This window comes from Facklamia sp. P13064 (assembly GCF_050409425.1).
Lineage (GTDB): Bacteria > Bacillota > Bacilli > Lactobacillales > Aerococcaceae > Facklamia.
The window spans coordinates 1-26,961 of sequence record NZ_JBNUPM010000018.1; the positions used below are offsets into that span (position 1 = coordinate 1).

The window sequence follows — 26,961 nt, forward strand, 5'->3', positions numbered from 1 at the left end:
AGCCCTCTAAATCACCATAGGTTGGTGATTTAGAGGACTTTGTCTACAGTCTGAATCAAGTCAAGAAGTCTTGACTTGATTTTTTATTATGAATGACTAGAATTTTATGATTAAACAACTTCTTCTAGTTTTCTTTTAATATACAATTTCTTTCTGCTATAATTAAAAGGTATTTATGCTACTGAAAGGAAACAACCATGAATTTAGATAATATGAAGATCCCTAACCATGTTGCAATTATTATGGATGGTAACGGTCGCTGGGCTAAAAAGCGTTTTTTACCTCGAGTAATGGGGCATAAAAAGGGAGTCGAGACCATCAAAAAAATTACCATTCGTGCACATCAACTTAAAATCAAGGTATTAACGGTTTATGCTTTTTCTACAGAGAATTGGGCGCGTCCCAAGGATGAAGTGGATTACTTAATGTCTTTGCCAAAAGACTTTTTTGAATCCTTCATGCCTCAATTAATGGAAAATAATGTTAAAGTTACCTATATTGGTAATGCTAATCGTTTACCTGAAGAAACTAAGAAAATCTTAGATCGAGCAGTAGAAAAAACGCAGGATAATAGTGGATTGATTTTAAACATTGCTTTAAATTATGGTGGACGTCAAGAGATAGTTCAAGCCATTCAAAGTATTAGTCAGGCAGTTTTAAAAAATGAAATAAAGCCAGAAGAAATTACCGAAGAATTAGTTGATCAGTCTCTAATGACTCAAGATCTTGCTTCATACTCAAATCCAGACTTGATGATTCGAACTTCTGGTGAATTAAGACTCAGCAATTTCTTATTATGGCAATTAGCTTATAGTGAATTCTATTTTACAAAGGTCTTATGGCCTGATTTTTCAACTGAAGACTTTGATCAAGCGATTGCAGCTTATAGTGAAAGACAGAGAAGATTCGGTAAAATCTCTTAAATGTTAGAAAGGAGTAGGGATCAAAATGAAACAAAGAATCATTACAGCAATTATTGGGATCTCTATTTATCTACCATTTGTCATCTTGGGTGGGAAATGGTTTAGCTATTGTATAATGTTGTTGGGTGCAATAGCCTTGTACGAAATGGCTGAGATGAAAAAAATCGATTATTTAAATGAAATAGGCTTAATATCAACTTTAGCCTTAGCCTCGGTCCTCTTACCAGAGAAATATTTTGGTCCTATTTTTTCTGAAGCAGACCCCTTGATGATTTTTTATTTAGCAGGAATGTTATTGTTGATTTTGACGGTTTATAATTATCAACGTTTTAATTTTGTAGATGCATCCACTTTAATTTTTGCTTCGCTTTATATAGGTTTTGGCTTTCGTTATTTAATAATGATTAGAGACCTTGGTTTAACGACTATTCTATATGTTCTTTTGGTGATTTGGTCAACGGATACTGGAGCTTATTTAATAGGTAGAAAGTATGGGAAGAATAAGCTGGCTCCCAGAATAAGTCCTAACAAAACAGTAGAAGGAGCTTTGGGTGGCGTAGCAACCGCTTTTGTAGTCGCTAGTATTTACAGTCTCTTTTTTACGGTTGAAATAAAAAACCCACAATATCTTGGCTTTTTAACCATTCTTATCTCTATAGCTGGTCAGTTCGGTGATTTAGTAGAATCCGCCTATAAGAGAGACTTTGGTGTGAAAGATTCGGGCAAATTACTTCCAGGACATGGGGGAGTATTGGATCGTTTTGATTCAACAATATTTGCCAGCATCATGTTTGTTGTATGGAATAACTTTTTAGGTGTTTAATTAGAAATGGAGTAAGCGATGTTAAAAACAGTTTTAGTTTTCTTAATTATCTTTTCGATTATTGTGATTATTCATGAGTTTGGGCACTTATATTGGGCTAAAAAAGCAGGCATCTTAGTGAGAGAATTTTCACTAGGGATGGGACCTAAAATCTTTTCAAAACAAGCCGAAGATGGGACCACCTACACTATTCGTGCTTTACCAATGGGAGGTTATGTTCGTTTAGCTGGTTTAAATGAAGAAGCTGAAGTTCAACCGGGACAATCTTTAGGTTTAACTTTCAATGAACAAAATAAGGTTATTAAAATTAACCTTAGTGAGACTAGTGATATCAATGAACTACCTGTTCGATTAGATAAGGCCGATTTGGTAAATGAGATGACTCTTGAAGTTTATGAACAAGGGGAAGAATTTCTTAAAACTTATCATGTCCATCCTCAAGCAGAAATCATTGAAAAAGATGGAACCATTATTCGTGTAGCCCCCTTAGCAACGCGTTATGAATCAGTTCCAGTTTGGCATAAGATTCTCACTAATTTTGGTGGGCCACTTAATAACTTTATCTTATCGATTGTTGCTTTTGCGATAGTCGGTTTAATGCTTCCAGGAATTCCTACCACTACCAATCAAATAGGTCAAGTGGTTGAGGGCAGTCCTGCTGCAGGAGCTGGTTTGCAAGCTGGGGATCGAATCACTAAAGTTAATGAAGAAGAGACCAAAGATTGGCAAGGCTTAGTGGATTTAATTGCCCAATACCCTAAAGAGACAGTACGATTAGAAATTCAAAGACAAGACCAAGTCATTAAAAAAGAACTCCAATTGGAGGAGAATGAATTGGGATATGGTTCGTTAGGAATTACCGTCAGTCAATCGACATCGCTTAAAGATCGTTTGTTTTTTGGTTTTACAGCTACCTATCGAACTTTCATCATGGTCCTTTCGGCCTTGGCTACATTATTTTCACGTGGTTTTGATTTAAATATGTTAGGAGGACCTGTGGCAATGGCTCAGGCAACTAGCACGGTTGCTAATGAAGGCTTGATCGATATGGTTGCTTTTCTTGCCTCCTTATCCACCAATCTAGGAATTGTTAATTTATTACCGATACCGGCATTAGATGGAGGGAAAATTGTCCTGAACTTAATTGAATTAGTTAGAGGTAAAGCTCTCAGCCAAGAAAAAGAAGGTTTAGTTACCATGGTAGGGGTTGTTTTAGTATTGATTTTGATGATTGCAGTTACTTGGAATGACATTATGCGAGCATTTTTCTAGGAACAAAATCCCTGTCTTTTACGGGTTTTTTTAAGTGATGCATTGTAAAATTAAATGCGACACAAGTAAAAAGAAAGGATTCATATGAGCAAAGAAAAAACTTTATTCGATGTTTTATTGGAGCAACTAAACATTACAGATCCAGACATTCTAAGTGCATTAGCAGGAGGTCAAATTGAGCAAGTGGAAGTTTTAGCAGACAGCCAACGCTGGATTTTTCATTTGAGATTCCCACAGCGGATTCACCCAGACCTCTATTACTTATTACTAACTACTATGCGACAGGCTTTTGCTCAAATAGTAGAAACCGAAATATGGTGGCACTTTGATAAGGCTGAAACTGATAATCGTCAGTTAATTGAGGATTATTGGGAAAAAATAAAAACTGTTATTATGAATGAGACACCTTTTTTAAGAGTTTGTTTACAAGATGCCTCCATTTCTTATGATGCAAGTACAAAACTATTTGAAATAGGTTTAGCGAGTCAGAGTCAAGTAGATACATTTGATAATAAATACGATCACATAATTAAAAGACACTTTGATCAAGTAGGCTTTAAAGGAATAAAAATCATTTACTATGTTGATCAATCCTTAAGCGATGCCACTCATTTAACAACTAAACAGCGTTTAGAAGAATTGGATCATCAAAACCTACTAGAAGCGATTGAAAATGAAGAGAAAAAACAAGAAAAGCAGAAACAATCAGTCAATATTAGTGAAATTAAGCCAGTAGGAAAAGACATCCCTAATATCACAGCTACTCCTATTATTGATTTGCCAGAAAATCAATACAAACAAGTAATCGAAGGTTATGTCTTCGCCAATGATATCCGTGATTTACGATCGGGAGAAATTTTATCCATCATGAAAGTGACGGATTATACTTCCTCTGTGGCTGTCAAATTAATTTCTGGACGACGCTTAACTAAGGAGCAAATTCATCAGTTTCAAGTAGGAGACTGGCTGAGAATGGAAGGGGATATGGTCCCAGATAATTATTCTGGTGAACTAGATTTTAGGCCTCGTTCGATTCGTAAGTTAAATCCTAAAAAACGTCAAGATAGCTTTGAAGGTCAAAAAAGAGTAGAGCTCCATTTACATTCTAATATGTCTCAAATGGATGCGACCAATAGTGTTTCAGATTATATTAAAACAGCGGCTCGATGGGGACATTCAGCTATAGCTATTACCGACCACGCTGGTGCTCAAGCTTTCCCAGAAGCTTATTATGCGGGTAAAGAAAACGATATTAAAGTGATTTACGGTATTGAAGCTAATATTGTTAATGATGGTGAAGCTATTGCTTATAATGAAAGTGATCATGATCTTTCAGAAGCTAATTATGTTGTTTTTGACGTGGAAACGACCGGATTATCCTCTGTCTATGATCGTATGATTGAATTAGCTGCTGTTAAGATGCACAAGGGGAATGTAATTGATACTTTCGAGGCCTTTATTAATCCTGGTCATCCACTTTCATCCTTTACAACAGAACTGACAGGCATTACCGATGCTATGCTAGAAGATGCACCAAGTGAAAAAGAAGTAATAGACAAATTTTTAGCATTTACACAAGACACCATTTTGGTGGCACATAATGCTTCCTTTGATATGGGCTTTATTAATCAAGCCTATGTGCGTCATGGCATAGCTATGAATAATTTACCAGTGATTAATACACTTGCCCTATCAAGGTTGGTAAACCCTAATATAAAAGGACACCGATTGAACAATCTTGCCAAGCGTTACGGTGTAACTTTAGAACAACACCACCGAGCTATTTATGACTCGGAAACAACGGGTCATATCTTGTTTAAGTTACTAGAACAAGCCAATGAGCAATATCAAATGACCCACCATAATCTGTTGAATAAAGAGATGGGTAAAGGTGATGCATATAAACAGATAAGACCTTTTCATGCTACTTTAATTGCTAAAAATCAAGCAGGTCTCAAAGATCTCTTTAAACTGATTTCTATTTCCAATGTGGAGTATTTTTATCGCGAACCCAGAATACCACGGTCTGTCTTAAATCAGTATCGAGAAAATTTACTTGTCGGTTCCGCTTGCTCCAATGGAGAAGTTTTTACAACCTTGATGCAGAAGGGTTATCAAGAAGCTAGTGAATTAGTAGGATATTATGATTATTTAGAAATTCAACCCCCTTCTGTCTATGACACCCTGATTGAAGAAACCTTGATTAGATCTCGTGAAGATTTGTTTAAGATCATGCAAGGAATGGTTAAGCTAGCCAATGAACATAACAAGTTACTAGTGGCTACTGGAGATGTTCACTACCTAGAAGAACGGGATTCGATTTACCGCGAAATATTACTCAAGTCTTTAAAACGCAATGCTAATCGCGACCTCCATTTCCCACCACTTCATTTTAGAACGACTAATGAGATGCTAGAAGAGTTTTCTTTCTTAGGAGAAGATTTGGCTTATGAATTAGTGGTAACTAATTCGAATAAAATAGCCGATTGGGTCGAAGACGACATTGAAGTGATCCACTCAAAACTATTCACACCAAATATTGAAGGCTCTGATCAAAAAATTCGTGATTTGGCCTATGGCAAGGCCTACGAAATGTATGGAAATCCTTTACCAGAATTAATTGAAAAAAGATTGGAAAAAGAATTACATTCGATTATCTCTAATGGATTTGCCGTTATTTATTTAATTTCGCAAAAGCTGGTTCTAAAATCCAATCAAGACGGCTATCTAGTTGGGTCAAGGGGATCCGTAGGTTCTAGTTTTGTAGCGACAATGACTGGAATAACCGAAGTTAATCCTTTAGTGCCACATTATTACTGTCCGGATTGTCATTACAACGAGTTTTTTAAGGATGGCTCAGTTGGATCAGGTTTTGATCTACCGCCTAAAGCCTGTCCATCATGTGGTAAAGATTTAAAGCGAGACGGACAGGATATACCGTTTGAGACATTCTTAGGTTTTAAAGGGGATAAGGTACCCGATATTGATCTTAACTTCTCTGGGGAATATCAACCGCAAGCTCATGCTTATACTAAAGTTTTATTTGGAGAAGACCATGTCTTTCGTGCGGGGACTATCTCCACCGTTGCACAAAAGACGGCCTTTGGTTATGTGAAGGGTTATCTTGAAAATACCATGACCCAAGTGCCTCAAGCTGAAAAAGAGCGCTTGGCTAAAGGAATTGAAGGGGTGAAACGAACAACCGGCCAACACCCAGGTGGGATTATCGTTATTCCTGAGTATATGGATGTTTATGACTTTACGCCTATACAATTTCCAGCCGAAGATATTCATTCAGAATGGCGCACGACTCACTTTGACTTCCATTCTATTCATGATAATGTGCTGAAATTAGATATATTAGGACACGATGATCCGACCATGATACGTTTCTTACAGGATATTTCAGGTATTGATCCTCAAGAAATTCCATTCTCTGATCCTGATGTGATGTCTTTGTTCTCAGGTCCTGAAGTCTTAGGTGTCACAAAAGAGCAAATTTTTTCTGATACAGGTACTTTAGGGGTACCAGAATTTGGGACCAGTTTTGTCAGAGGGATGCTGACTCAGACCAAGCCGTCAACTTTTGCGGAGTTGTTACAAATTTCTGGTTTATCGCATGGTACGGATGTCTGGTTGGGCAATGCTGAGGAGTTGATTCAAAAGAATATTGTACCCTTAGCTAAGGTAATTGGTTGTCGTGACGATATCATGGTGACACTGATGCAATATGGATTAGAAGATTCCTTAGCCTTTAAAATAATGGAACATGTTCGTAAAGGAAGAGGAATTCCTGATGACTGGCAAGCTGAAATGCGAGCGAATAATGTTCCAGAATGGTATATCGACTCTTGTCTGAAGATTAAGTATATGTTCCCTAAGGCTCACGCGGCTGCATACATCATGATGGCACTGAGGGTGGCATACTTCAAAGTTCACTATCCTAAATTCTATTATGCGGCTTACTTTTCGGTAAGGGCATCAGACTTTGATATCATTGCCATGCATCAAGGCAAGGAAATGGTTAAACATCGCTTAAGAGAAATTATGGCCAAGGGAATGGATGCTTCAGTAAAAGAAAATAGCTTGCGAACTGTTTTAGAACTAGCGAATGAAATGCTAGAAAGAGGGATAACTTTCCAAATGATTAATTTGGAAAAATCAGACGCCACTAAATTTATTATCGATGGCGAGAGTTTGATCCCTCCTTTTAGAACAATTCCTGGTTTGGGAATAGGGGCCGCTAAATCGATTGTAGAAGCTAGAGAGCAAGCAGCCTTTATTTCTAAAGAAGACTTACAAAAACGTGGTAAAGTTTCGAAAACAATTATGGAATATTTAGAAGAGAATGGTGTTTTAGCTGATTTACCAGATGAAGACCAGCTGTCACTCTTCTAACTTGTTGATGAATAGATAATATGATATACTCTATTTAGCAAATTATTCGAGGAGGAGTGGGCGGAAACGCTCGCTCTTTTATTATTCAACCAAAATAAAAATGAAGAGGTGAATTGATGAGTATTGTGATAGACAAAGTTCAGCCGCTAGTGGAGCCAATTATCGCATCCTTAGATTGTCAACTTATTGATATTGAATATCTAAAAGAAGGAAAGCATTGGTTTCTCCGTATCTATGCTGATAAGGAAGGGGGCATTGATTTAGATCATTGTGCTTTAATTTCAGAAAAAATTTCTGAAGTTTTAGACACTATGCAACCAGATCCTTTTCCGGAAGCTTACTTTTTAGAAGTTTCCTCACCAGGAGCTGAAAGACCTTTGAAAAATGAAGAGCAAATTCGGTCAGCCATTGGTGAATATGTCCACTTTGATTACTATGCCCCTCAATACGGTGAAAAACAACATGAGGGCGTTCTTTTAGATGTGACGGAGGATTATTATCTATTGAAGGTTCCAATTAAAACAGTCACTAAAGAACTTGAAATTAATAAGAAGGGTGTCGCTAAGGCAAGACTTGCTGTTAAGTTTTAGCAAGATGAGATAGGAGAGTTAAGTGTGAGCAAAGAATTAGTAAATGCCATGAAGGTTCTTGAAGCAGAAAAAGGGATAAAGCCTGAAGTTATTAAAGAAGCTTTAGAGTCTGCTTTGATTTTGGCCTACAAAAAAAATTATGATCAAGCACAAAATGTGGAAGTTATTTTTAACGAAGAAACCGGTGATATTAAAGTTTATTCAGTTAAGGAAGTTGTGGATATCAATTATGATTCTACTTTAGAAATTTCTCTAGAAGAAGCTTTGAAGATTAATCGTGCCTATGAAATAGGAGACAAGATTAAATTTGAAGTGACTCCTAAAGATTTCGGAAGAATTGCTACTCAAACCGCTAAACATGTCGTTATGCAAAGAATACGTGAGGCTGAAAGAGATATTATTTATGATGAATTTATTGTGCATCAAGATGAAATTTTAACAGGAATCATCGAACGTTCAGATGCTCGCAATGTTTATGTGAACTTAGGTAAAGTTGAAGCCATAATGCCGGCTAGTGAACAGATTCCAACTGAGCAATTTCAAATGGATGAACGGGTAAAAGTATACGTAGTCAAGGTAGATAAAACTAGTAAGGGGCCACAGATTGTTGTTTCACGCTCACATGCTGATTTCCTTAAAAGATTATTTGAGCAAGAAGTTCCGGAAATCTACGAAGGTGTTGTGGAAATAATCTCAATTGCTCGTGAAGCGGGCGACCGTTCGAAAGTTGCAGTTTCTTCGCGTGATTCTAATATTGATCCAGTTGGAACTTGTGTTGGTCCGAGAGGATCTCGAGTTCAAAGTATTGTCAATGAATTAAATGGTGAGAATATGGATATCATTCAATGGGATGAAGACCCCTCTACCTTCATAAAAAATGCTATGAATCCAGCAGAAGTGATTAATGTTGTGTTTGATGAAGATAATCATTCTTGTATTGTTGTGGTACCAGATTATCAGTTATCCTTAGCCATCGGTAAAAAAGGACAAAACGCTCGTTTAGCAGCTCGTTTAACTGGTTATAAGATTGATATTAAGTCTGAGACTAGCTATCAAGAATATTTAATTGAACAAAAAGCAGTTGAATCAACTGGACAAGAAGAATTAAATCTTGCAGAGGATTTAGATAATCTTGAAGAAATGCTTCAAGAGACTTCCAGCCAGATAGATGACGATCCAGCAGAAGCTGATTTAGAATATCGTGAATCGGCAGAGGAATCACTTGATGAAGAGCTGGAGCAAGCGTTTGAAGAAACTGAAGAATCAGAGCAAGAATAAGCACTTAATTTATTAACATCAAAGGAGGATGGAAATGAGCCAAGCGAAAAAAAGAAAAGTTCCCATGCGCAAATGTGTTGTTACTGGTGAATCTCATCCCAAAAAAGATTTAATCCGTATTGTGAGAACCCCAGAAGGTACCATTGAAATAGACCCAACTGGTAAAAAGAATGGACGAGGAGCCTATATCTCCTTGGATCCAGAGTTAGCCATACAAGCGGAAAAGAAAAAAGTTTTTAATCGAACATTTGAAATGGAGATTGATAAAGAGTTTTATCAAGAACTTTATCGCTTTCTAGACCACCAAAAGGCGCGAAAAGAACTACTATGAGCCCAGAAGAAAAACAACTCAATTTATTAGGTTTGGCTCAAAGAGCCTCTAAGTTAATTTCCGGTGACGATTTAGTCACTAAAGCCACAAAGAACAAAAAAGTTAAACTTTTGATTTTAGCGATTGATGCCAGTGATTCCACTAGTGATCGCTACCATCGTTTGGCTAGTGAAAAAAAAATAGCCATTAATCATCGTTTTACAAAATATCAAATCAGCCATGCAATCGGCAAATCACGCACAATTTGCGGCATAACCGATCGAGGAATGGCTGAAAAATTTTTATCTTATGTGACAGGAGAAAATACAATGAATAATCAATAATACAAGATAGGAAGGTGTTTGTATGAGTACTATTCGTATATATGAATTTGCTAAACAAAACAATATGACTTCAAAAGAAGTCTTAGTGCTTGCTGAAAATAATGGTTTTGAATTTAATAGCCATATGTCCTCGGTAACGCAAGAACAACAAGAACAATTAAAGAAAGCTTTACAAAATAAGAAGACTAGTGGTAAACAAACCAAAAAGGATGTTAAGAAGACGGAAGCTACTAAAGAATCAAATCAAAAAAACAATCAACACAAAGATGCCAAGCAGCGCAAGGATGAAGACAAGTCGAAAGCTTCTAAAAAGCCTTCTTCTCAAAAAGATTCTCAAGCACAAGGTCATAATACAAACCCTAACACTAAGTCTAAAAATCCTAATGAAAAGGCAGCTTCTAAGCAAAAGAAATCAACTGATAGTAAACAAGCTGTAGAGGGTCAAAAAGCAAATCAAAGCAATCAAAGTAATTCTTCAAATAAATCCACTGGTGGATCCAAAAGAAGTCGTGGCGATCGCCGTCGTGGCCGTCGTGGTAAGCAAAATAGTAACTATCAAAAAGAGTCTAAAGGCTTAACAGCTCGTAAGCATAAAGACCTTCCAGAAGCGTTCTACTATACTGAAGGAATGAATGTACAAGATATTGCTAAAGGCTTCCACCGAGATGCAACTGAAATTATCAAAAAACTATTGCTACAAGGGGTAATGGTCAATCAAAACCAGGCACTTTCTAAAGAAGTGATTGAAATTATCTGTTTAGAATATGGCGTTGAACCTATTGAAAAAGTTGTTGTTGAAGTTTCAGACTTAGATCATTATTTTGAAGAAGCTGCTGCTGATGATAATCAAAGCATTCGTCCACCAGTTGTTACAATTATGGGTCACGTTGACCACGGAAAAACCAGTCTCTTGGACTCCTTCCGCCATTCGAGAGTGACTGAAGGAGAAGCTGGTGGAATTACTCAACATATTGGTGCCTATCAAATTGTTTTAAATGATAAGCCAATCACTTTTCTTGATACGCCAGGACATGCTGCCTTTACAACCATGCGTGCACGTGGTGCAGATGTGACTGATATTACAATTATTGTTGTTGCAGCAGATGATGGCGTGATGCCTCAAACGGTTGAAGCGATTAATCATGCCAAAGCTGCAGATGTACCGATAATTGTAGCGATTAACAAAATTGATAAACCTGAAGCCAATCCAGATAAGGTAATGACCGAATTATCTGAACATGGTATTATTTCTGAGGACTGGGGTGGCGAACATATCTTTGTTAATATTTCAGCTAAATACGGGACTAATTTGGATGAGTTATTAGAGATGATTCTTCTGGTTTCAGAAGTTCAAGAATTAAAAGCTAACCCAGACCGTTTAGCTTTAGGTTCAGTCATTGAAGCGCGCTTAGATAAAGCTACCGGTGCCACTGCGACTTTATTAGTTCAACATGGTACCCTACATATAGGGGACCCAATTGTTGTGGGTAACACCTATGGTAGAGTAAGAACAATGGTCAATGATCAAGGGCGTCGTATTCGCTCAGCTGGTCCATCCATGCCGGTGGAAATTACAGGCTTGAATGATGCTCCTCAAGCAGGAGACCAGTTTGTGGTCTTTGAAGATGAAAAAACAGCTCGTCAAGTTGGAGAAGAAAGAGCTCAGAAGGCTCAAGAACAACAAAGAGACCTTAAGAAGAAAGTTACTTTGGATAATCTTTTCGAAACCTTACAAGAAGGTGAGTTAAGATCAGTTAACGTAATCCTAAAAGCAGATGTACAAGGTTCAGTAGAAGCATTAGCTGCTTCATTGATGAAAATAGATGTGGAGGGAGTAAAAGTTAATATTGTCCATCAGGCGGTAGGAGCAATTAATGAGGCTGATATTACTTTAGCTAATGCCTCATCAGCAATTGTGGTAGGATTTAATGTTCGACCAACTCCTCAAGCAAAACAACAAGCAGAAGCAGAGCAAGTAGATATTCGTCTCCATAATATTATTTACAATGTAATTGATGAAATTGAAACAGCTATGAAAGGAATGCTGGACCCTGAGTATGTTGAGGAAGTAACAGGGCAAGCAGTAGTACGTGAAACCTATTCTGTTTCTAAATTAGGCACCATCGCTGGTTCATTTGTTTTAGATGGCTTCATTCAACGCACGAGCAAGGTACGCTTGATACGTGATAACATCGTTATTTATGAAGGAGATCTAGCCAGTTTGAAACGTTTTAAAGATGATGCTAAAGAAGTAAACAAAGGATTAGAATGTGGAATTATGATTGAAGGCTATAATGATATCAAAGTCGATGATATTATTGAAGCCTATCGCATGGTCGAAGTTGAACGTAAATAAAGGAGTATGAAATGGTTAAATATCGTATAGGACGTGTTCGTCAAGAAATAATGCGAGAAGTTAATGATATTCTTCTAAAAGAGATTAAAGACCCTCGTGTTGAAGGGGTTACTATTACTGATGTAGAGCTTACAGGCGACTTACAAAATGCTACAATTTTTTATTCTACTTTAAGTGATAAAGCCGGAGAAAGACAAAAAACAAGTGATGGTTTGAAAGCAATAACTGGTAAAGTTCGCTCGGAACTTGGAAGTCGTTTAAGTCTTTATAAGGTTCCCGAAGTTAAATTTGAAAGAGACCAATCAGTAGACTATGGTAGTCGAATCGATTCATTATTAAATCAATTGCATGAATCTGAATCTTTTGATGAAGCAAGCTCAGTTCAGACTGAGCAATAATCTTAAGTTTTCACAAATCAAGAGCTGTTTTTTCACTGCTCTCATTAAATGAGAGGCGGTAAAACAGCTCTTTTATTCTTGTAGAATTAAGAATCTTGCTTGGAAGCAAGTGCCAATTAAAGTATAATCATAATTGTTATTAATAAAGGGGTTGGCTTGAATGAACGGAATTGTCGCTGTTTGGAAAGAAAAGGGCATGACGAGTCATGATGTAGTATTTAAAATGCGTAAGATTTTTCAAATGAAGCGTGTAGGCCATTGTGGGACCTTGGATCCTGAAGTTGAGGGCGTTTTAGTTGTCTGTTTAGGACAGGCAACCAAGTTAGTTGAAATACTAATGGATAGCAAAAAGATCTATCAAGGAGAAGTCACTTTAGGTCAAGCCACCGATACGGAAGATGCCCAGGGACAAGTTATTGCAAAGAAATTAGTAGAACAAGCCGTTGATGATCAAGTTATTGATCAAGCTATGGCTTCATTAACAGGCAAAATCAGCCAGATTCCTCCTTATTACTCGGCAGTCAAGGTCAAAGGGAAAAGACTCTATGAATATGCCCGAGCAGGTATTGAAGTAGAAAGGCCTGAACGTCAAGTATCTATCGACTACTTCAAGCGTTTAGCTCCGTCACAATATCACACCAGTGAAAAAAGGCAAACTTTCTCCTTTGAAGTAAAGTGCAGTAAAGGGACCTATGTCAGAACCTTAGCGGTAGATTGCGGTAAGTTATTAGGATATCCTAGCCACATGTCCCAATTAGTGCGAACTCAAGCAGCGGGTTATCGTCAAGCGGATAGTTATCGCTTAGATGAATTAAGGCAATTAGCAGAAAAAGACTCCTTAAATACAGCTGTTCACCCCATTGAAACGGCAGTTTCTGACTATGCAAAAATCCAACTAAATCCAGAACAGTTTACAGACATTAAACATGGAAAAGTTTTAGACATTAATTATTTTAATGACAGGCTTATTGAACCAACTGCCTTATTTTATCAAGACCGTTTGTTAGCAATTTACGGCCCACATCCTAGCAAAGAGAATTTAATAAAACCTATTAAGATGTTTCCAATGGAAGGAGTTTAAGCCTTGCAGACAATTTATTTAGCACATCCTTACGATCAAGAACAACTATATGACCAACCAGTCGTTTTAGCTCTAGGCTTTTTTGATGGTGTTCATTTAGGCCATCAAGAAGTTATCAAAAAGGGGCGCGAATTAGCAGATCATTATCAAGTCCCTTTAGCCGTCTTAACTTTTAACCATACTCCTCGTCTTGTTTATCAACAGATCCATCCGAATCACTACTTTTATTTAAGTGATAACCCTCGTAAAATAGAACTGATGGAGGTTAATGGAGTAGATATTTTATATATTGCTGAGTTCACTTCAGCCATGGGAGCTCAGAGTCCACAAGAGTTCGTGGACAACTACATGGTTAATTTGAATGCCGTTCATGTGGTGGCAGGTTTTGACTATACATACGGTCTGAAAGAGATAGCTAATATGCAAACTCTGGTTGACCATAGTCAAGGACGCTTTAAAATTAGCGAAATTCCTAAAAAGACAATCGGTGACCATAAGATTTCTTCAAGTGAAATTCAATACCAGCTATCAAATGGTAATATTGATTTAGCTAACCAAGAATTAGGTTACATTTATGAAACCAGAGGACTTGTCATCAATGGCTTAAAAAGAGGGAGAAAATTAGGATTTCCAACAGCGAATGTGGCAATGGATTATGGTCAGTTAACACCTAGCATAGGGGTGTATATTGTCGAAATTTGTGTTCAAGCCCAATGGTATATGGGCATGGCATCTATTGGATATAATATTACCTTTGATGATGTGAAAGAACTCTCCATTGAAGTTTATATTTTAGATTTTGACCGCATGATTTATGGGGAAAAGGTTCGTATAAAGTGGCATCATTACTTGCGTGGAGAGATTAAATTTGATGGTATTGAAGGTTTGATTAATCAACTTGAAAAGGATCAAGACCATACACGGGCGTACTTTAAATAATCAAGGATCGATAGACATAATTAGCACTTTAGAATTGAGAGTGCTAATTTTTTTAATTTTATGGGCATAATCCCTTGACAAAGGTGATGGAGGATAGTAAGATAGAGACAGTTAGCACTCGGTATGAATAAGTGCTAATAATGTGAGGTGATTGATCATATTAACAGCCAGACAACACCAAATCTTAGAATTAATTGTTCGCCTTTATGCAAATTTAGAGGCACCAATCGGGTCAAAGACTTTACTCAAGGAGAGTTTTCTTGATATAAGTCCGGCAACTGTTCGTAATGAGATGGTTGTTTTAGAAAAAAACGGCTTTCTGGTTAAGGCACATACATCAAGTGGTAGAATACCTTCTTATGAAGGCTATCGTTATTATGTAGATCGTCTGATCACTAAAATTGAGAATGATTCATGGGAGCAATCCTATGAAGCAGATCTCAAAGCAGTTAGCGAAATCTTCTTAAATCGCCGACAAGAGAATTTTAAGATGGCGAAAATTGCTGCGGATTTATTGGTCTCATTAACTGGATTACCTTGCTTGGTTTTTGGACAGAATAATGAAGAGCATCGAGTGGCTGACTTTAAGTTAGTGCTTTTAAGTAACCATCAAATAATGGCTATTTTATTATCGGATCAAGGACATGTGGAAAATAAAATGTTCCAAACCTTATATCCGGTTGAGGAAGATGATTTACGTCAAATGCGTTCAATTCTTAATTCAGAATTGCGAGGTATTACATTAGAAGATGCTTATCAGCGGACTAAATTAACTATTCCGATGATTATGCAAAGACAATTGTCAACTTCGATTGATTTTTCTCCTTTAGTTGAGAAGTCAATTCAACAAGTTAAAGGAACGCGTTATTTTGTTTCTGGCAAGAATAATCTTTTTGATTGTTTGGATCAGCGTTATTCCAACAATGAATACAAAAAATTATTCAATTTGATTGATGGATCGAATGAATTATTTGATCTCTTTGAACAACGTCAAGATGGAATCGAAGTTCTTTTCGGACAAGAGTTTGCTCCGCAAGGGATGCGTCATTTATCTTTAGTGACGGGAACCTTCACACAAGACTTAAGCAAAATGTCTTTAAGTATCTTAGGACCTTCGACGATGCATTATTCACGCATGATTGTCCTTATGGAGCAGATATTAAAAGAATTTAATCAATAAAGGAGGTCATCAAGTGACAGAAGAAAATAAAAAGAGGAATGACAAGCAATCTTCTGCAGAACTTAACGATGAAAAAGAAAAGTTAGTAGAAGATGAAGTCATTGAAAGTTCAGCAGAAAAAAATCAGGATAGTCTGAATAATGATGTAAATGATGTAAATGAAGAAACTGAAGCAGCACCAGTAGAGGAAGTTTCTTCCATTGAAGATGAATTAAGAGAAAGTATTCAGAATTTGGAGGATCGAAATTTACGCCTACAGGCTGAAATTGCTAATATGCAACGATCTAATAGTCGTGAAAGACAAGAAGCTGCTAAATATCGATCTCAATCTTTAGCTAATAAATTAATAGATGCTATTGATAATCTTGAACGCGCTTTGCAAATCAAAGCAAGTTCAGAAGAGAGTCAAGCAATCCACAAAGGGATCCAAATGGTGTATGATCAAATCTTACAAGCATTTAAAGAAGAAAAAATTGAAGTGATCAATCCCTTAAACGAAACATTCGATCCAAATTATCATCAAGCGGTAACCACCCAACCAGCGGCTGAAGGACAAGACACTGATATTGTAGTGAATGTTCTACAAAAAGGATACATCCTTAATGATCGCATCATTCGCCCGGCCATGGTAATTGTGTCCGCCTAATTATTAAGCACTTAGTTTTAACCAAAATAAATTTTTAAAGGAGTAGATTATATGTCTAAAATTATAGGTATTGACTTAGGTACAACAAACTCTGCTGTTTCCATTTTAGAAGGTGGAGAAGCAAAGATTATTACTAACCCAGAAGGAAACCGTACCACTCCATCTGTAGTAGCTTTCAAAAATAATGAGATTCAAGTGGGTGAAGTAGCTAAGCGTCAAGCAGTTACAAACCCTGACACAGTAGCTTCCATCAAACGTCATATTGGAGAAGATAACTTTAAGACTGAAATGGGTGGTAAGAGCTATACACCTCAAGAGATTTCAGCTATGATTTTACAACACTTGAAATCATTTGCTGAAGATTACTTAGGCGATAAGGTTGAGAAAGCAGTTATCACTGTTCCTGCTTATTTTAACGATGCTCAGCGTCAAGCAACTAAAGATGCTGGACGTATTGCAGGTTTAGAAGTTGAACGTATTGTTAACGAGCCAACCGCTGCAGCTTTAGCGTATGGTTTAGATAAAACCGATGCTGAAGAAAAAGTCCTAGTCTTTGACTTAGGGGGAGGAACTTTTGACGTTTCAATCCTTGAATTAGGCGATGGCGTATTTGATGTATTATCTACAGCAGGGGATAATAAACTAGGTGGAGATGACTTTGATAATAAAGTTATCGACTTCTTAGTTGAAGAATTTAAAAAAGAAAACTCTATTGACCTTTCTAAAGATAAAATGGCTTTACAGCGCCTGAAAGACGCTGCAGAAAAAGCTAAGAAAGATCTTTCTGGTGTGACTTCTACACAAATCAGCTTACCATTTATTACAGCGACAGCTGATGGGCCATTACACTTAGAAACAACTTTAACTCGTGCTAAATTTGATGAGTTAACGCATGACTTAGTAGAAAGAACTAAAGGGCCAGTTCGTCAAGCCTTGAAAGATGCTGGTTTAAGCAAATCTGAAATTGACGAAGTAATCTTGGTAGGAGGATCGACACGTATTCCTGCTGTACAAGAAGCCGTTAAGAAAGAAACTGGAAAAGATCCTAACAAATCGGTTAACCCAGACGAAGTAGTTGCTATGGGTGCAGCTATCCAAGGTGGCGTTATCTCTGGTGATGTTAAAGACATCGTTCTATTAGATGTTACGCCATTATCACTTGGTATCGAAACAATGGGTGGTGTATTCACTAAATTAATTGACCGTAACACTACTATCCCAACTTCTAAATCACAAGTCTTCTCTACAGCAGCTGACAATCAACCAGCAGTAGATGTTCACGTTTTACAAGGTGAGCGTGAAATGGCAGCAGATAATAAGACTTTAGGTCGTTTCCAATTAACTGATATTCCAGCAGCACCTCGTGGCATTCCACAAATTGAAGTTACCTTTGATATTGATAAAAACGGTATTGTGAACGTTTCAGCCAAAGATTTAGGTACTCAAAAAGAACAAACGATTACTATAAAATCTTCTTCAGGTTTATCCGATGAAGAAATCGAACGTATGGTTAAAGATGCTGAGGCAAATGCTGAATCCGATAAGAAACGTCGTGAAGAAGCTGATTTACGCAACGAAGTCGATCAAATGATCTTTACAACTAATAAGACTATCGATGAATTGAAAGATAATGATAACATTTCTGAAGATGAATTGACTAAAGCAGAAACAGCTCGTGATGAATTGAAAGCAGCTGTTGAAGCAAATGATTTAGAAGAAATGAAAACAAAACGTGATGCATTAAATGAAGTGATTCAAAATCTATCCGTTAAACTTTACGAGCAAGCTGCTCAACAAGCTCAAGCTGCTCAAGAAAATCAAACAGATGCCTCTGATGCTCAATCATCTTCTGATGATAATATTGTCGATGCTGACTTTGAAGAAGTCGACGAGTAATTAAGACATACTTTAGCAAGAGTCTAGGCTAAGTCCTCGACTCTTGTCTTTTATCAGGAGAATTAAAATGTGTAAGGAGGGACAAAATGGCAAATAAAAGAGACTATTATGATGTCTTAGGTGTATCTCGCGATGCCAGTGATGCTGACATTAAAAAGGCTTATCGTAAACTGTCCAAAAAATACCATCCGGATATTAATAAAGATGCAGGAGCTGACGAAAAGTTTAAAGAAGTTGCAGAAGCTTATGAGGTCCTAAGTGATAGTCAAAAGCGGGCTGCTTATGATCAATACGGCCATGCTTCAACGGATCCTAACTTTGGAGCCGGCTTTGGCGGTGGTGGTTTTGGTGGCTTCTCTGGTGGTGCAGGCTTTGGCTTTGAAGATATCTTTGATACTTTCTTTGGTGGATCTGCTGGAGGAGGACGAAGAGCCAATGCTCCTCGTAAGGGTAATGACCTACAATATCGTATTAATTTAACCTTTGAAGAAGCTATTTTTGGTAAAGAAACGACCATAAAATATAATCGTAATGAGGAATGTCATACCTGTCACGGAACAGGTGCCAAGGAAGGCACTGAGCCCGTTACTTGCCACAAGTGTCATGGCACAGGGACTATTCAGGTAGAACGAAACTCTCCTTTTGGTCGTGTGATGACGCAAACCACATGTGATGTCTGCGGTGGGACAGGTAAAGAAATTAAAGAAAAATGTACCACTTGTCATGGTTCTGGTATAGAATCCGTTAGTCATTCTGTTAAAGTGACTGTGCCAGCAGGTGTTGAAGAAGGTAATCAAATTCGCCTTTCAGGACAAGGTGAGGCGGGTTCAAATGGTGGACCTTATGGAGACCTTTATGTAGTTTTCCATGTTGAACCAAGTAAGGAATTTAAACGAGATGGTACGGAAATCTATTACACGCTACCCATCACTTTCTCTCAAGCGGCCTTGGGTGATGAAATCCAAGTTCCAACGGTACATGGTAAGGTGAAGTTAAAGGTTCCAGCTGGCACACAAACAGGGACCACTTTCCGCTTAAAAGGCAAAGGAGCACCGAGTGTTCGCTCAGGTTATACGGGAGATCAACAAGTAACGGTTAAAGTCGTTACTCCTTCTAAACTGACTGACAAACAGCATGAATTATTTAAACAGTTAGCTAAAGAAATGGGTGCTAATGTTAAAGAGCAAGAAGGTGGCTTCTTTAATAAGATGCGTGATATTTTTCATGGTGAATAAAAATAGGCTAGCATCAGGGTATTCAATATGCTCTGATGCTTTTTACTTGCTTAGAAAAGTTTTAAATCAATTGGAATCAAAATAAGATTGATTAGCTTCTAGATAGGAAATTTTAAAGAATAAATAAAGATTTTATTGAGTAGTTCATTTATTAAAATACCATAGTGAAAGAAAACTATTCAAAATCACTCATTTTTGATAAGATAGACCTTAGCTATTGATAAGAGGCTTGAAAAGGAAGTGAAGTCAAGTGAATATAGAAGAAATGAAGAATAGACAAGAAAGAATCCGTAATTTTTCGATAATTGCGCATATTGACCATGGTAAATCCACACTAGCTGATCGTATTTTACAACAAACACATACAGTGGCTGATCGTGATATGCAAGAGCAATTGTTAGATTCCATGGACTTGGAAAGAGAACGAGGAATTACCATTAAATTGAATGCAGTGGAACTGACTTATCGGGCTAAAGATGGCATTGATTATATTTTCCATTTAATCGATACCCCTGGTCACGTCGATTTTACTTATGAGGTTTCAAGATCTTTGGCTGCTTGTGAAGGAGCCATTCTAGTAGTCGATGCAGCACAAGGAATTGAAGCCCAAACCTTGGCTAATGTGTATTTAGCAGTGGATAATGATTTAGAAATATTGCCTGTTATTAATAAAATCGATCTGCCTTCAGCCGATCCTGAAAGGGTTCAAAAAGAAATTGAAGATATTATCGGCATCGATGCCTCAGAAGCGGTTTTTGCTTCTGCCAAGTCAGGCATCGGTATTGATGAGATTTTAGAGCAAATAGTTGAGAAAGTTCCTGCACCAATGGGAGATATAGAAGACCCCTTACAGGCTCTTATTTTTGACTCTGCTTATGATGCTTATCGTGGGGTTGTTTTAAATATTCGAGTGATGAATGGTATGGTCAAACCAGGTGACACCATCCGTCTAATGAGTAATGGTAAAGAGTTTGAAGTGATTGATGTTGGAATTTTCTCACCGAGTCCTCTCAAAAGAGACTTCTTGATGGTAGGAGATGTTGGCTATCTAACCGCAGGTATAAAGACCATTCAAGATACCCGTGTAGGAGATACTATAACCCTAGCGGATAATCCAGCTGAGGAGGCCTTGGATGGTTACCGCAAATTAAATCCAATGGTTTTTGCCGGTCTCTATCCGGTTGACTCGGCCGATTATAATGACTTGCGGGAAGCACTTGAAAAGTTACAATTAAATGATGCTTCTTTACACTTTGAACCAGAAACATCGCAAGCCCTAGGCTTTGGTTTCCGAACAGGCTTTTTAGGTTTACTGCATATGGATGTTATTCAAGAAAGACTTGAGCGTGAATTTGATATTGATTTAATTACCACTGCTCCGTCAGTTATTTACCGTGTTGAAAAGACGGATGGGGAAGAGCTTTTGATTGACAACCCATCTGAAATGCCAGATCCAACAGAGATTGATAAGATTTTTGAACCTTATGTAAAAGCGACTATTATGGTACCAAATGATTATGTGGGCGCTGTAATGGAACTATCTCAACGCAAGCGTGGTAACTTTATTACGATGGATTATCTGGATGATTTCCGGGTAAATGTAATTTATGAACTACCAATGGCTGAAATTGTGTATGATTTCTTCGATAAGTTGAAATCATCAACCAAAGGCTATGCTTCCTTAGATTACGAATTAATTGGCTATAAAGAGTCTAATCTAGTAAAATTAGAAGTTTTACTTAATTCTGATGTCATTGATGCCTTCTCGATTATAGTGCATAAAGATTTTGCCTATAATCGCGGTCGTGCTTTAGTTGAAAAACTAAAAGGGATTATCCCACGTCAAATGTTTGAAGTACCTGTCCAAGCAGCTATTGGACATAAGATCATCGCACGAACAACCATTAAGGCTTATCGAAAAGATGTTACAGCTAAATTATATGGTGGGGATGTCTCCCGTCGTAAGAAGTTATTAGAAAAACAAAAAGAAGGTAAAAAGCGGATGAAATCAGTCGGTAACGTTGAAATTCCACAAGAAGCTTTCATGGCTGTCTTACAAATGGATGAAGAATAAAAGAATAACGGTTCATAAAAACCTATCTTTGAGAATTCAAAGATGGGTTTTTCTTATTACTATAAAGCAATATTAATTTTCATTTTGAACCAACCTCTTTTAGAGAACGTAAGTAAGCTACTTTTATGATAAATAATCAATTAAAATCTTTTTAAATAAGTATAATAAAAGTTTTTGTTTTCAGAAAACTCACTGTCTTTTCATAAAATATTGAAATGCTACAAAGTGATGTGTATAATTTTAAATTAGAAAGCGCTTTGATAAAGGAGGTTATTGAATGATTGAAGGAATAAAAGGGGAATTAATTGTTTCTTGTCAAGCTTTAGAAGATGAACCTTTGCACAGTTCTTTTATCATGTCACGAATGGCCTTAGCTGCTAAAGAAGGTGGAGCTAAAGGTATTCGTTCGAATTCAGTTGAAGATATTAAAGCAATTAAAGAACAAGTCGATTTGCCAATTATTGGCATTATTAAACGGGTTTATGATGGAGCTGATGCTTTTATTACACCTACGATGACTGAAGTGGATGAGTTAATGCAAGCAAGGCCGGAAATCATAGCAATTGATGCAACTGCATCTACGAGGCCATACGGAGAATCATTAAGTGATTTAATGGTAAAGATTAAAGAAAAGTATCCCCAACAAAAGCTGATGGCTGATTGTTCAACCTTAGAAGAAATGAAAATGGCTGAACAAATTGGTTTTGATTATATTGGTACAACCTTGGTAGGTTATACTCAACAAAGTAAGAAAGATAAGATAGAAAGCAATGATTTTCAACTCATCCGTCAAGCGGTTGAAACAATCAACAAACCAATTATTGCTGAAGGTAATATTGATACTCCTGAAAAAGTAAGACACGTTTTAGAGCTTGGGGTATATAGTGTAGTAGTTGGTTCAGCTATCACTAGACCTCAATTAATTACAAAAAAATTTGTCGAAGCTATTCATAACCAATAGATTAATAGGGGGAAATAAAATGACAAAAAAAACAGCTAGAGAAATCAAAGGTATTATCTCAGCCCTCTTGGTACCCTTTGATTCAAAGGGCAAAGTTAACGAAGCAGGGCTACGTCAAGTAGTCCGTCATAATATTGATAATATGAAGGTAGCAGGGCTATATGTAGGAGGCTCAACTGGTGAAAATTTCTTATTAGATATGGCCATTAAAAAACAAATTTTTGAAATTGTTAAAGATGAAGTGAAAGACCAAGTGAAACTCATTGCACAAGTTGGTGGTCCCAATGTTTATGAAGCAATTGAACTCGGTAAATTTGCGACAGATTTGGATTATGACGCAATTTCAGCAGTAACTCCTTTTTATTATAAGTTTTCATTCGCTGAGGTTAAACAATATTATAAAGATATTACAGAAGCTGTTGATAATGACTTAATTATTTATTCAATCCCAGTTCTTACAGGTATTAATATGGGGATGGCAGAATTTAAGGAATTATTTGAATTAGACAATATTGTTGGTGTTAAGTTTACTGCTGCAGACTTTTTCTTATTAGAACGATTACGTAAAGCGTTTCCAGATGTACTAATCTATTCAGGTTTTGATGAGATGCTTTATCCAGCTGCTATCTATCATGTTGATGGAGCAATCGGATCGACATATAACGTAAATGGTTTGCGAGCTCGTGGCATTTTAGAAGCTGTCAATGAGGGCAACCATGAGAAAGCACTTAAGCTACAAAATGAGAGTAATGATTTAATTGAAGCAGTGCTAGCAAACGGTTTATATCCAACTCTTAAAAGTATTTTACAATTACAGGGTGCGAATAAAGGGGAGTTTTTAAGTCGTAAACCGATGGCTTCGATGACAGCCGACCAAAAAGAAGAAGCAGAACGAATTTTTAAAAATTATTTATAATTAATTAAAAAGACTTAGGTAATTAAAGAATATTTTATATAGCGTTATGCTTCACTAAGCATGTGAAATTGAAAAGGAGTTTAACTATGGCACAAGAAGGCTTTACAACAATCGATTTTATTATTTTAGTTATTTATTTAGTAGCTGTTTTGTTTGCTGGATTACTGTTTTCTAAGAAAGATATGATTGGTAAAGAGTTTTTCAAAGGAGATGGCTCAATCCCTTGGTATGTAACTTCGGTTTCTATTTTCGCAACCTTGTTAAGTCCGATTTCTTTCATGACTTTAGCAGGTAACTCCTATAAGGGAACTTGGTTATTGTGGTTTGCGCAATTAGGGATGATTATTGCAATTCCTTTTGCTATAAAATTTTTCCTGCCTATTTATGCCAGAATGGATATTGATACTGCTTATGATTATTTAGAGCAACGGTTTAACTCTAGACTTTTGCGAGCAATCGGTGCTATTTTGTTCATTATCTATCAAATTGGTCGTATGTCTATTATTATGTATCTACCCTCTGCTGCTTTAGCCACATTAACTGGAATCTCAGTCAATTGGCTAATTGTGGTAATGGGTGTAATTGCGATTATTTATTCTTATACTGGTGGGATTAAATCAGTTTTATGGACCGATTTTATTCAAGGATCTGTTTTGTTAGTAGGTGTTGCTGTGACTCTAGGCTTTTTAGTCAAGGACTTAGACGGCGGTTTCCAACCAATCATGAATTTGTTAGCTAAAGACAAATTTATTGCCCCTAACGAACCGATTTTTGATCCGAACCTTTTAAAATCTTCTATCTTTTTACTAGTTGTTGGCGCTGGCTTTAATACACTGTCATCTTATATTTCAAGTCAGGATATCGTGCAACGGTTCACTACCACTCAAGATATTAAAAAATTGAATAAAATGATGTTTACCAATGGTGTCTTATCTATTTTTATTGCGACTATGTTTTATCTTATTGGGACGGGATTATTCGCTTATTATCAATTACAAAATCCGAGTGATCCTGGCGCTTTAGTAGCTCAAGATCAAGTGTTTACTTACTATATAGCCTATCGTTTACCAGTTGGTATTACCGGTGTTCTTTTAGCAGCTATTTTTGCTGCCAGTCAATCAACTCTATCGACAGGTTTGAACTCTGTCGCTACCTCATGGACATTGGACATACAAGAGGTGATTTCTAAGAATTTAGATGACGCCAAACGAACTCAAATTGCGCGTTGGATTTCTTTAGGCGTTGGAATTTTCTCCATTATTATCTCAATTATTCTTGCACACTCTGATATTAAATCAGCCTATGAATGGTTTAATGGATTCATGGGACTCGTTTTAGGGGTTCTAGGTGGAGTCTTTATGCTAGGGGTATTCTCTAAAAAAGCTAACAAAATTGGTGCTTATGCTGCACTAATTGTTTCAAGTTTAGTAATGATTTTCATTAAATACGGTCTTCCTGCAGAAAAGGTAAGCATTTGGGTTTATTCGCTTATTTCAATAGGCGTATCTTTAATTGTCGGTTATCTTGTATCGATAATGGTTAAAGATGAGACATCGACTGCTCCAAAATTCACCACTGTCTATGATATTTCTGAGATTAAAGCGAATAATGACTGGTTGGTAAGACATTAATGAAACTTTATGATTTAAATCAAATAGATCAAATCAAGCGAGAAGCGATACTAAGAGTCATTAACTTTTAAAAGAAAATAATGACTTAAGTGATTGCCAGCTTGGCCCCATATGGTTTCCGATGACTTTTATTTTAATATCTTAGAATAGGAGATTACGACAGATGACCATAGAGTTTGGCAAAGTTATCCTAGCTATCTTGATGTATTTGTTCCTACTAAAGGTCAGGAAAAAATTTGGCATAACTTTAATGGAAATGTTCAATGAAAAGATTATGTAGAAAAGGATGGCTGGCAAAAACCTCACGCTCAACCATTATCGGAATGAATCATTCAGCCTGGACAAATCTTAGTTTTTGATCGTGAAGATGTTCAAAATTGTTGACCAGATAGAAACAATTAAAAAAGCTGTTTTTAAGGGGAAATATAAAATGTGTAACATTTTAAGTAGGGAAAGGGCTAAGCGTCTTTTCCCTATTTTTAAGGTGGTAGGTAAGGGAAAAAATGAATAATTAGTAATAAGGCCATTAAATGATGACTACTCTAAAAATAGAATAAGATATATTATTTCTATCACTGTAATTTTGTATAAGAGGAAGTGAAAAAATGCATATACTAGCGATTGATATTGGCGGTACAACGATAAAAAGTGATGTTTATGATGAGAAGGGGCATTCTTTTAATTATTTTAAAGAAGAGGAAACACCGATAGATTCCTTAAAAAAATCAAATCATATTATGGAATATGTTTTAAATTTAGTTGGTGAAACGATTAAAAGTCTTAAGCAAATCAACAAAAAATTAGAGGGGGTTGCTATTTCTTCAGCAGGGGTAGTCGATCCTGAACAAGGAAAGATAGTTTATGCAGGTTATACAATTCCTGACTATGTAGGAACTGATTTTAAGCAAGCCATTAACCATCACTTTGATTTACCTTGTGTTGTTCTAAATGATGTCAATGCGGCAGCTTTTGCTGAATTTTCAATTGGAGCTTTTGCACGCAATAGTTCATTAGTTTGTTTGACTATTGGCACGGGTGTTGGCGGGGCTTTAATCCTTAATGGTCAATTGTATCATGGAGAAGGTTTTTCTGCCGGCGAAGTTGGTTACTTACCTGTTAATGGTAAAAGATTTCAAGATGTAGCATCGACGACTGCTATGCGTCAATACTTTGAACAGCTCACTGGAGAAAGTAATACTAATGGAAAAATAATTTTTGAAGCCTATAAAACTAATCATCCAGCCGCAATCGAAACAATTAACTGGTTTGCTGAAAACTTTTCAGAAGGATTACTTCCAATTATTTATTTGATAAATCCAGAGTACATTGTTTTAGGAGGTGGTATTATGAATCAACATAAAATATTGTTACCAATTATTTTAGAAAAATTGGCTGCAAAAATTGAAAATAATATTTTTCTGCCTAAAGCTATCCTAGCTGCAAAGTATAGTAATGAAGCTGGAAGAATTGGAGCTCTTTACTACTTTATTAAAAAGTATGGGTTTGTTCTACAAATTAAAAACTAACTCAAAACTATTCTTATGAATTGACCCCAAAAGTTCGAGTTAAAAACTAACTTTTGGGGGTCCTTTTATGTCTAAAATAGGCTTCTGAATTGAAAATGAAAGTGATTGAAGGGTATTTAGAAGGAAAAGTAGGTTACTAGGCTTTAACAAAAAATAGGGGATTCCTTCACCTTCTTTAGTCAAG

General features: G+C 36.6%; 21 protein-coding genes. All 21 read left to right on the top strand.

Annotated features, from left to right (window positions below):
* Nucleotides 1-197: 197 nt before the first annotated feature.
* The 21 genes from ACQV2S_RS07475 (at nt 198) to ACQV2S_RS07575 (ending at nt 26,777) form a co-directional block, all read left to right on the top strand.
* Nucleotides 198-923, top strand: coding sequence for an isoprenyl transferase (locus tag ACQV2S_RS07475; protein ID WP_428873935.1), 726 nt, complete (start codon nt 198-200; stop codon nt 921-923).
* 25 nt (nt 924-948) lie between these two features.
* Nucleotides 949-1,746 (top strand): phosphatidate cytidylyltransferase, encoded by a 798-nt coding sequence (locus ACQV2S_RS07480; RefSeq protein WP_428873936.1) that lies wholly within the window; start codon nt 949-951, stop codon nt 1,744-1,746.
* An 18-nt stretch (nt 1,747-1,764) separates the two neighbouring features.
* Nucleotides 1,765-3,018 (top strand): RIP metalloprotease RseP, encoded by a 1,254-nt coding sequence (rseP, locus tag ACQV2S_RS07485; RefSeq protein ID WP_428875326.1) that lies wholly within the window; start codon nt 1,765-1,767, stop codon nt 3,016-3,018.
* An 84-nt stretch (nt 3,019-3,102) separates the two neighbouring features.
* Nucleotides 3,103-7,416 (top strand): PolC-type DNA polymerase III, encoded by a 4,314-nt coding sequence (locus tag ACQV2S_RS07490; RefSeq protein WP_428885308.1) that lies wholly within the window; start codon nt 3,103-3,105, stop codon nt 7,414-7,416.
* 116 nt (nt 7,417-7,532) lie between these two features.
* The gene (gene rimP, locus ACQV2S_RS07495) at nt 7,533-8,006 is read left to right on the top strand and encodes a ribosome maturation factor RimP (protein WP_428875324.1); all 474 of its coding nucleotides are present in this window, start codon (nt 7,533-7,535) and stop codon (nt 8,004-8,006) included.
* A gap of 24 nt (nt 8,007-8,030) precedes the next feature.
* On the top strand, nt 8,031-9,284 hold the full coding sequence (gene nusA / locus ACQV2S_RS07500; protein ID WP_428885310.1) for a transcription termination factor NusA: 1,254 nt from the start codon (nt 8,031-8,033) through the stop codon (nt 9,282-9,284).
* A gap of 34 nt (nt 9,285-9,318) precedes the next feature.
* On the top strand, nt 9,319-9,615 hold the full coding sequence (gene rnpM / locus ACQV2S_RS07505; protein ID WP_428873941.1) for an RNase P modulator RnpM: 297 nt from the start codon (nt 9,319-9,321) through the stop codon (nt 9,613-9,615).
* Nucleotides 9,612-9,938, top strand: a complete 327-nt coding sequence (locus ACQV2S_RS07510) for a L7Ae/L30e/S12e/Gadd45 family ribosomal protein (protein ID WP_428873942.1) — start codon at nt 9,612-9,614, stop codon at nt 9,936-9,938. Before rnpM ends, ACQV2S_RS07510 begins: the two co-directional genes overlap by 4 nt.
* Nucleotides 9,939-9,960: 22 nt before the next feature.
* Nucleotides 9,961-12,294 carry a translation initiation factor IF-2 gene (gene infB, locus ACQV2S_RS07515; RefSeq protein WP_428885311.1) on the top strand — a complete coding sequence of 778 codons (2,334 nt, stop codon included), beginning with the start codon at nt 9,961-9,963 and terminating at the stop codon, nt 12,292-12,294.
* A gap of 11 nt (nt 12,295-12,305) precedes the next feature.
* On the top strand, nt 12,306-12,692 hold the full coding sequence (gene rbfA / locus ACQV2S_RS07520) for a 30S ribosome-binding factor RbfA (RefSeq protein ID WP_428873944.1): 387 nt from the start codon (nt 12,306-12,308) through the stop codon (nt 12,690-12,692).
* Nucleotides 12,693-12,852: 160 nt separating this feature from the next.
* Entirely contained in the window at nt 12,853-13,773 is a 921-nt protein-coding gene (gene truB / locus ACQV2S_RS07525) for a tRNA pseudouridine(55) synthase TruB (RefSeq protein ID WP_428873945.1), read from the top strand.
* A 3-nt stretch (nt 13,774-13,776) separates the two neighbouring features.
* Complete coding sequence (gene ribF, locus ACQV2S_RS07530) at nt 13,777-14,712, top strand: riboflavin biosynthesis protein RibF (protein WP_428885312.1); 936 nt, start codon at nt 13,777-13,779, stop codon at nt 14,710-14,712.
* Between the two features lie 151 nt (nt 14,713-14,863).
* A complete protein-coding gene (hrcA, locus tag ACQV2S_RS07535) occupies nt 14,864-15,892 on the top strand; it encodes a heat-inducible transcriptional repressor HrcA (RefSeq protein WP_428885313.1) in 1,029 nt (342 codons plus the stop codon).
* A 13-nt stretch (nt 15,893-15,905) separates the two neighbouring features.
* On the top strand, nt 15,906-16,538 hold the full coding sequence (grpE, locus tag ACQV2S_RS07540; RefSeq protein WP_428873948.1) for a nucleotide exchange factor GrpE: 633 nt from the start codon (nt 15,906-15,908) through the stop codon (nt 16,536-16,538).
* A 51-nt stretch (nt 16,539-16,589) separates the two neighbouring features.
* Entirely contained in the window at nt 16,590-18,434 is a 1,845-nt protein-coding gene (gene dnaK, locus ACQV2S_RS07545; RefSeq protein ID WP_428875319.1) for a molecular chaperone DnaK, read from the top strand.
* A gap of 86 nt (nt 18,435-18,520) precedes the next feature.
* Nucleotides 18,521-19,669 carry a molecular chaperone DnaJ gene (gene dnaJ / locus ACQV2S_RS07550; protein ID WP_428873950.1) on the top strand — a complete coding sequence of 383 codons (1,149 nt, stop codon included), beginning with the start codon at nt 18,521-18,523 and terminating at the stop codon, nt 19,667-19,669.
* A gap of 250 nt (nt 19,670-19,919) precedes the next feature.
* On the top strand, nt 19,920-21,743 hold the full coding sequence (gene lepA, locus ACQV2S_RS07555) for a translation elongation factor 4 (RefSeq protein WP_428873951.1): 1,824 nt from the start codon (nt 19,920-19,922) through the stop codon (nt 21,741-21,743).
* 277 nt (nt 21,744-22,020) lie between these two features.
* A complete protein-coding gene (locus ACQV2S_RS07560) occupies nt 22,021-22,704 on the top strand; it encodes an N-acetylmannosamine-6-phosphate 2-epimerase (RefSeq protein ID WP_428875318.1) in 684 nt (227 codons plus the stop codon).
* 19 nt (nt 22,705-22,723) lie between these two features.
* A complete protein-coding gene (locus ACQV2S_RS07565; protein ID WP_428873954.1) occupies nt 22,724-23,620 on the top strand; it encodes an N-acetylneuraminate lyase in 897 nt (298 codons plus the stop codon).
* Between the two features lie 86 nt (nt 23,621-23,706).
* Nucleotides 23,707-25,251: a sodium:solute symporter gene (locus ACQV2S_RS07570; protein WP_428873955.1), complete on the top strand. Its 1,545-nt coding sequence runs from the start codon at nt 23,707-23,709 to the stop codon at nt 25,249-25,251.
* Nucleotides 25,252-25,856: 605 nt separating this feature from the next.
* The gene (locus ACQV2S_RS07575; protein WP_428885314.1) at nt 25,857-26,777 is read left to right on the top strand and encodes an ROK family protein; all 921 of its coding nucleotides are present in this window, start codon (nt 25,857-25,859) and stop codon (nt 26,775-26,777) included.
* Nucleotides 26,778-26,961 lie beyond the last annotated feature (184 nt).

Coding starts and splice junctions, on each gene's coding strand:
- ACQV2S_RS07475 (WP_428873935.1), top strand. CDS start 198: ATGAATTTAGATAATATGAAGATCCCTAACCATGTTGCAATTATTATG.
- ACQV2S_RS07480 (WP_428873936.1), top strand. CDS start 949: ATGAAACAAAGAATCATTACAGCAATTATTGGGATCTCTATTTATCTA.
- rseP (WP_428875326.1), top strand. CDS start 1,765: ATGTTAAAAACAGTTTTAGTTTTCTTAATTATCTTTTCGATTATTGTG.
- ACQV2S_RS07490 (WP_428885308.1), top strand. CDS start 3,103: ATGAGCAAAGAAAAAACTTTATTCGATGTTTTATTGGAGCAACTAAAC.
- rimP (WP_428875324.1), top strand. CDS start 7,533: ATGAGTATTGTGATAGACAAAGTTCAGCCGCTAGTGGAGCCAATTATC.
- rnpM (WP_428873941.1), top strand. CDS start 9,319: ATGAGCCAAGCGAAAAAAAGAAAAGTTCCCATGCGCAAATGTGTTGTT.
- ACQV2S_RS07510 (WP_428873942.1), top strand. CDS start 9,612: ATGAGCCCAGAAGAAAAACAACTCAATTTATTAGGTTTGGCTCAAAGA.
- infB (WP_428885311.1), top strand. CDS start 9,961: ATGAGTACTATTCGTATATATGAATTTGCTAAACAAAACAATATGACT.
- rbfA (WP_428873944.1), top strand. CDS start 12,306: ATGGTTAAATATCGTATAGGACGTGTTCGTCAAGAAATAATGCGAGAA.
- truB (WP_428873945.1), top strand. CDS start 12,853: ATGAACGGAATTGTCGCTGTTTGGAAAGAAAAGGGCATGACGAGTCAT.
- dnaK (WP_428875319.1), top strand. CDS start 16,590: ATGTCTAAAATTATAGGTATTGACTTAGGTACAACAAACTCTGCTGTT.
- dnaJ (WP_428873950.1), top strand. CDS start 18,521: ATGGCAAATAAAAGAGACTATTATGATGTCTTAGGTGTATCTCGCGAT.
- ACQV2S_RS07560 (WP_428875318.1), top strand. CDS start 22,021: ATGATTGAAGGAATAAAAGGGGAATTAATTGTTTCTTGTCAAGCTTTA.
- ACQV2S_RS07565 (WP_428873954.1), top strand. CDS start 22,724: ATGACAAAAAAAACAGCTAGAGAAATCAAAGGTATTATCTCAGCCCTC.
- ACQV2S_RS07570 (WP_428873955.1), top strand. CDS start 23,707: ATGGCACAAGAAGGCTTTACAACAATCGATTTTATTATTTTAGTTATT.
- ACQV2S_RS07575 (WP_428885314.1), top strand. CDS start 25,857: ATGCATATACTAGCGATTGATATTGGCGGTACAACGATAAAAAGTGAT.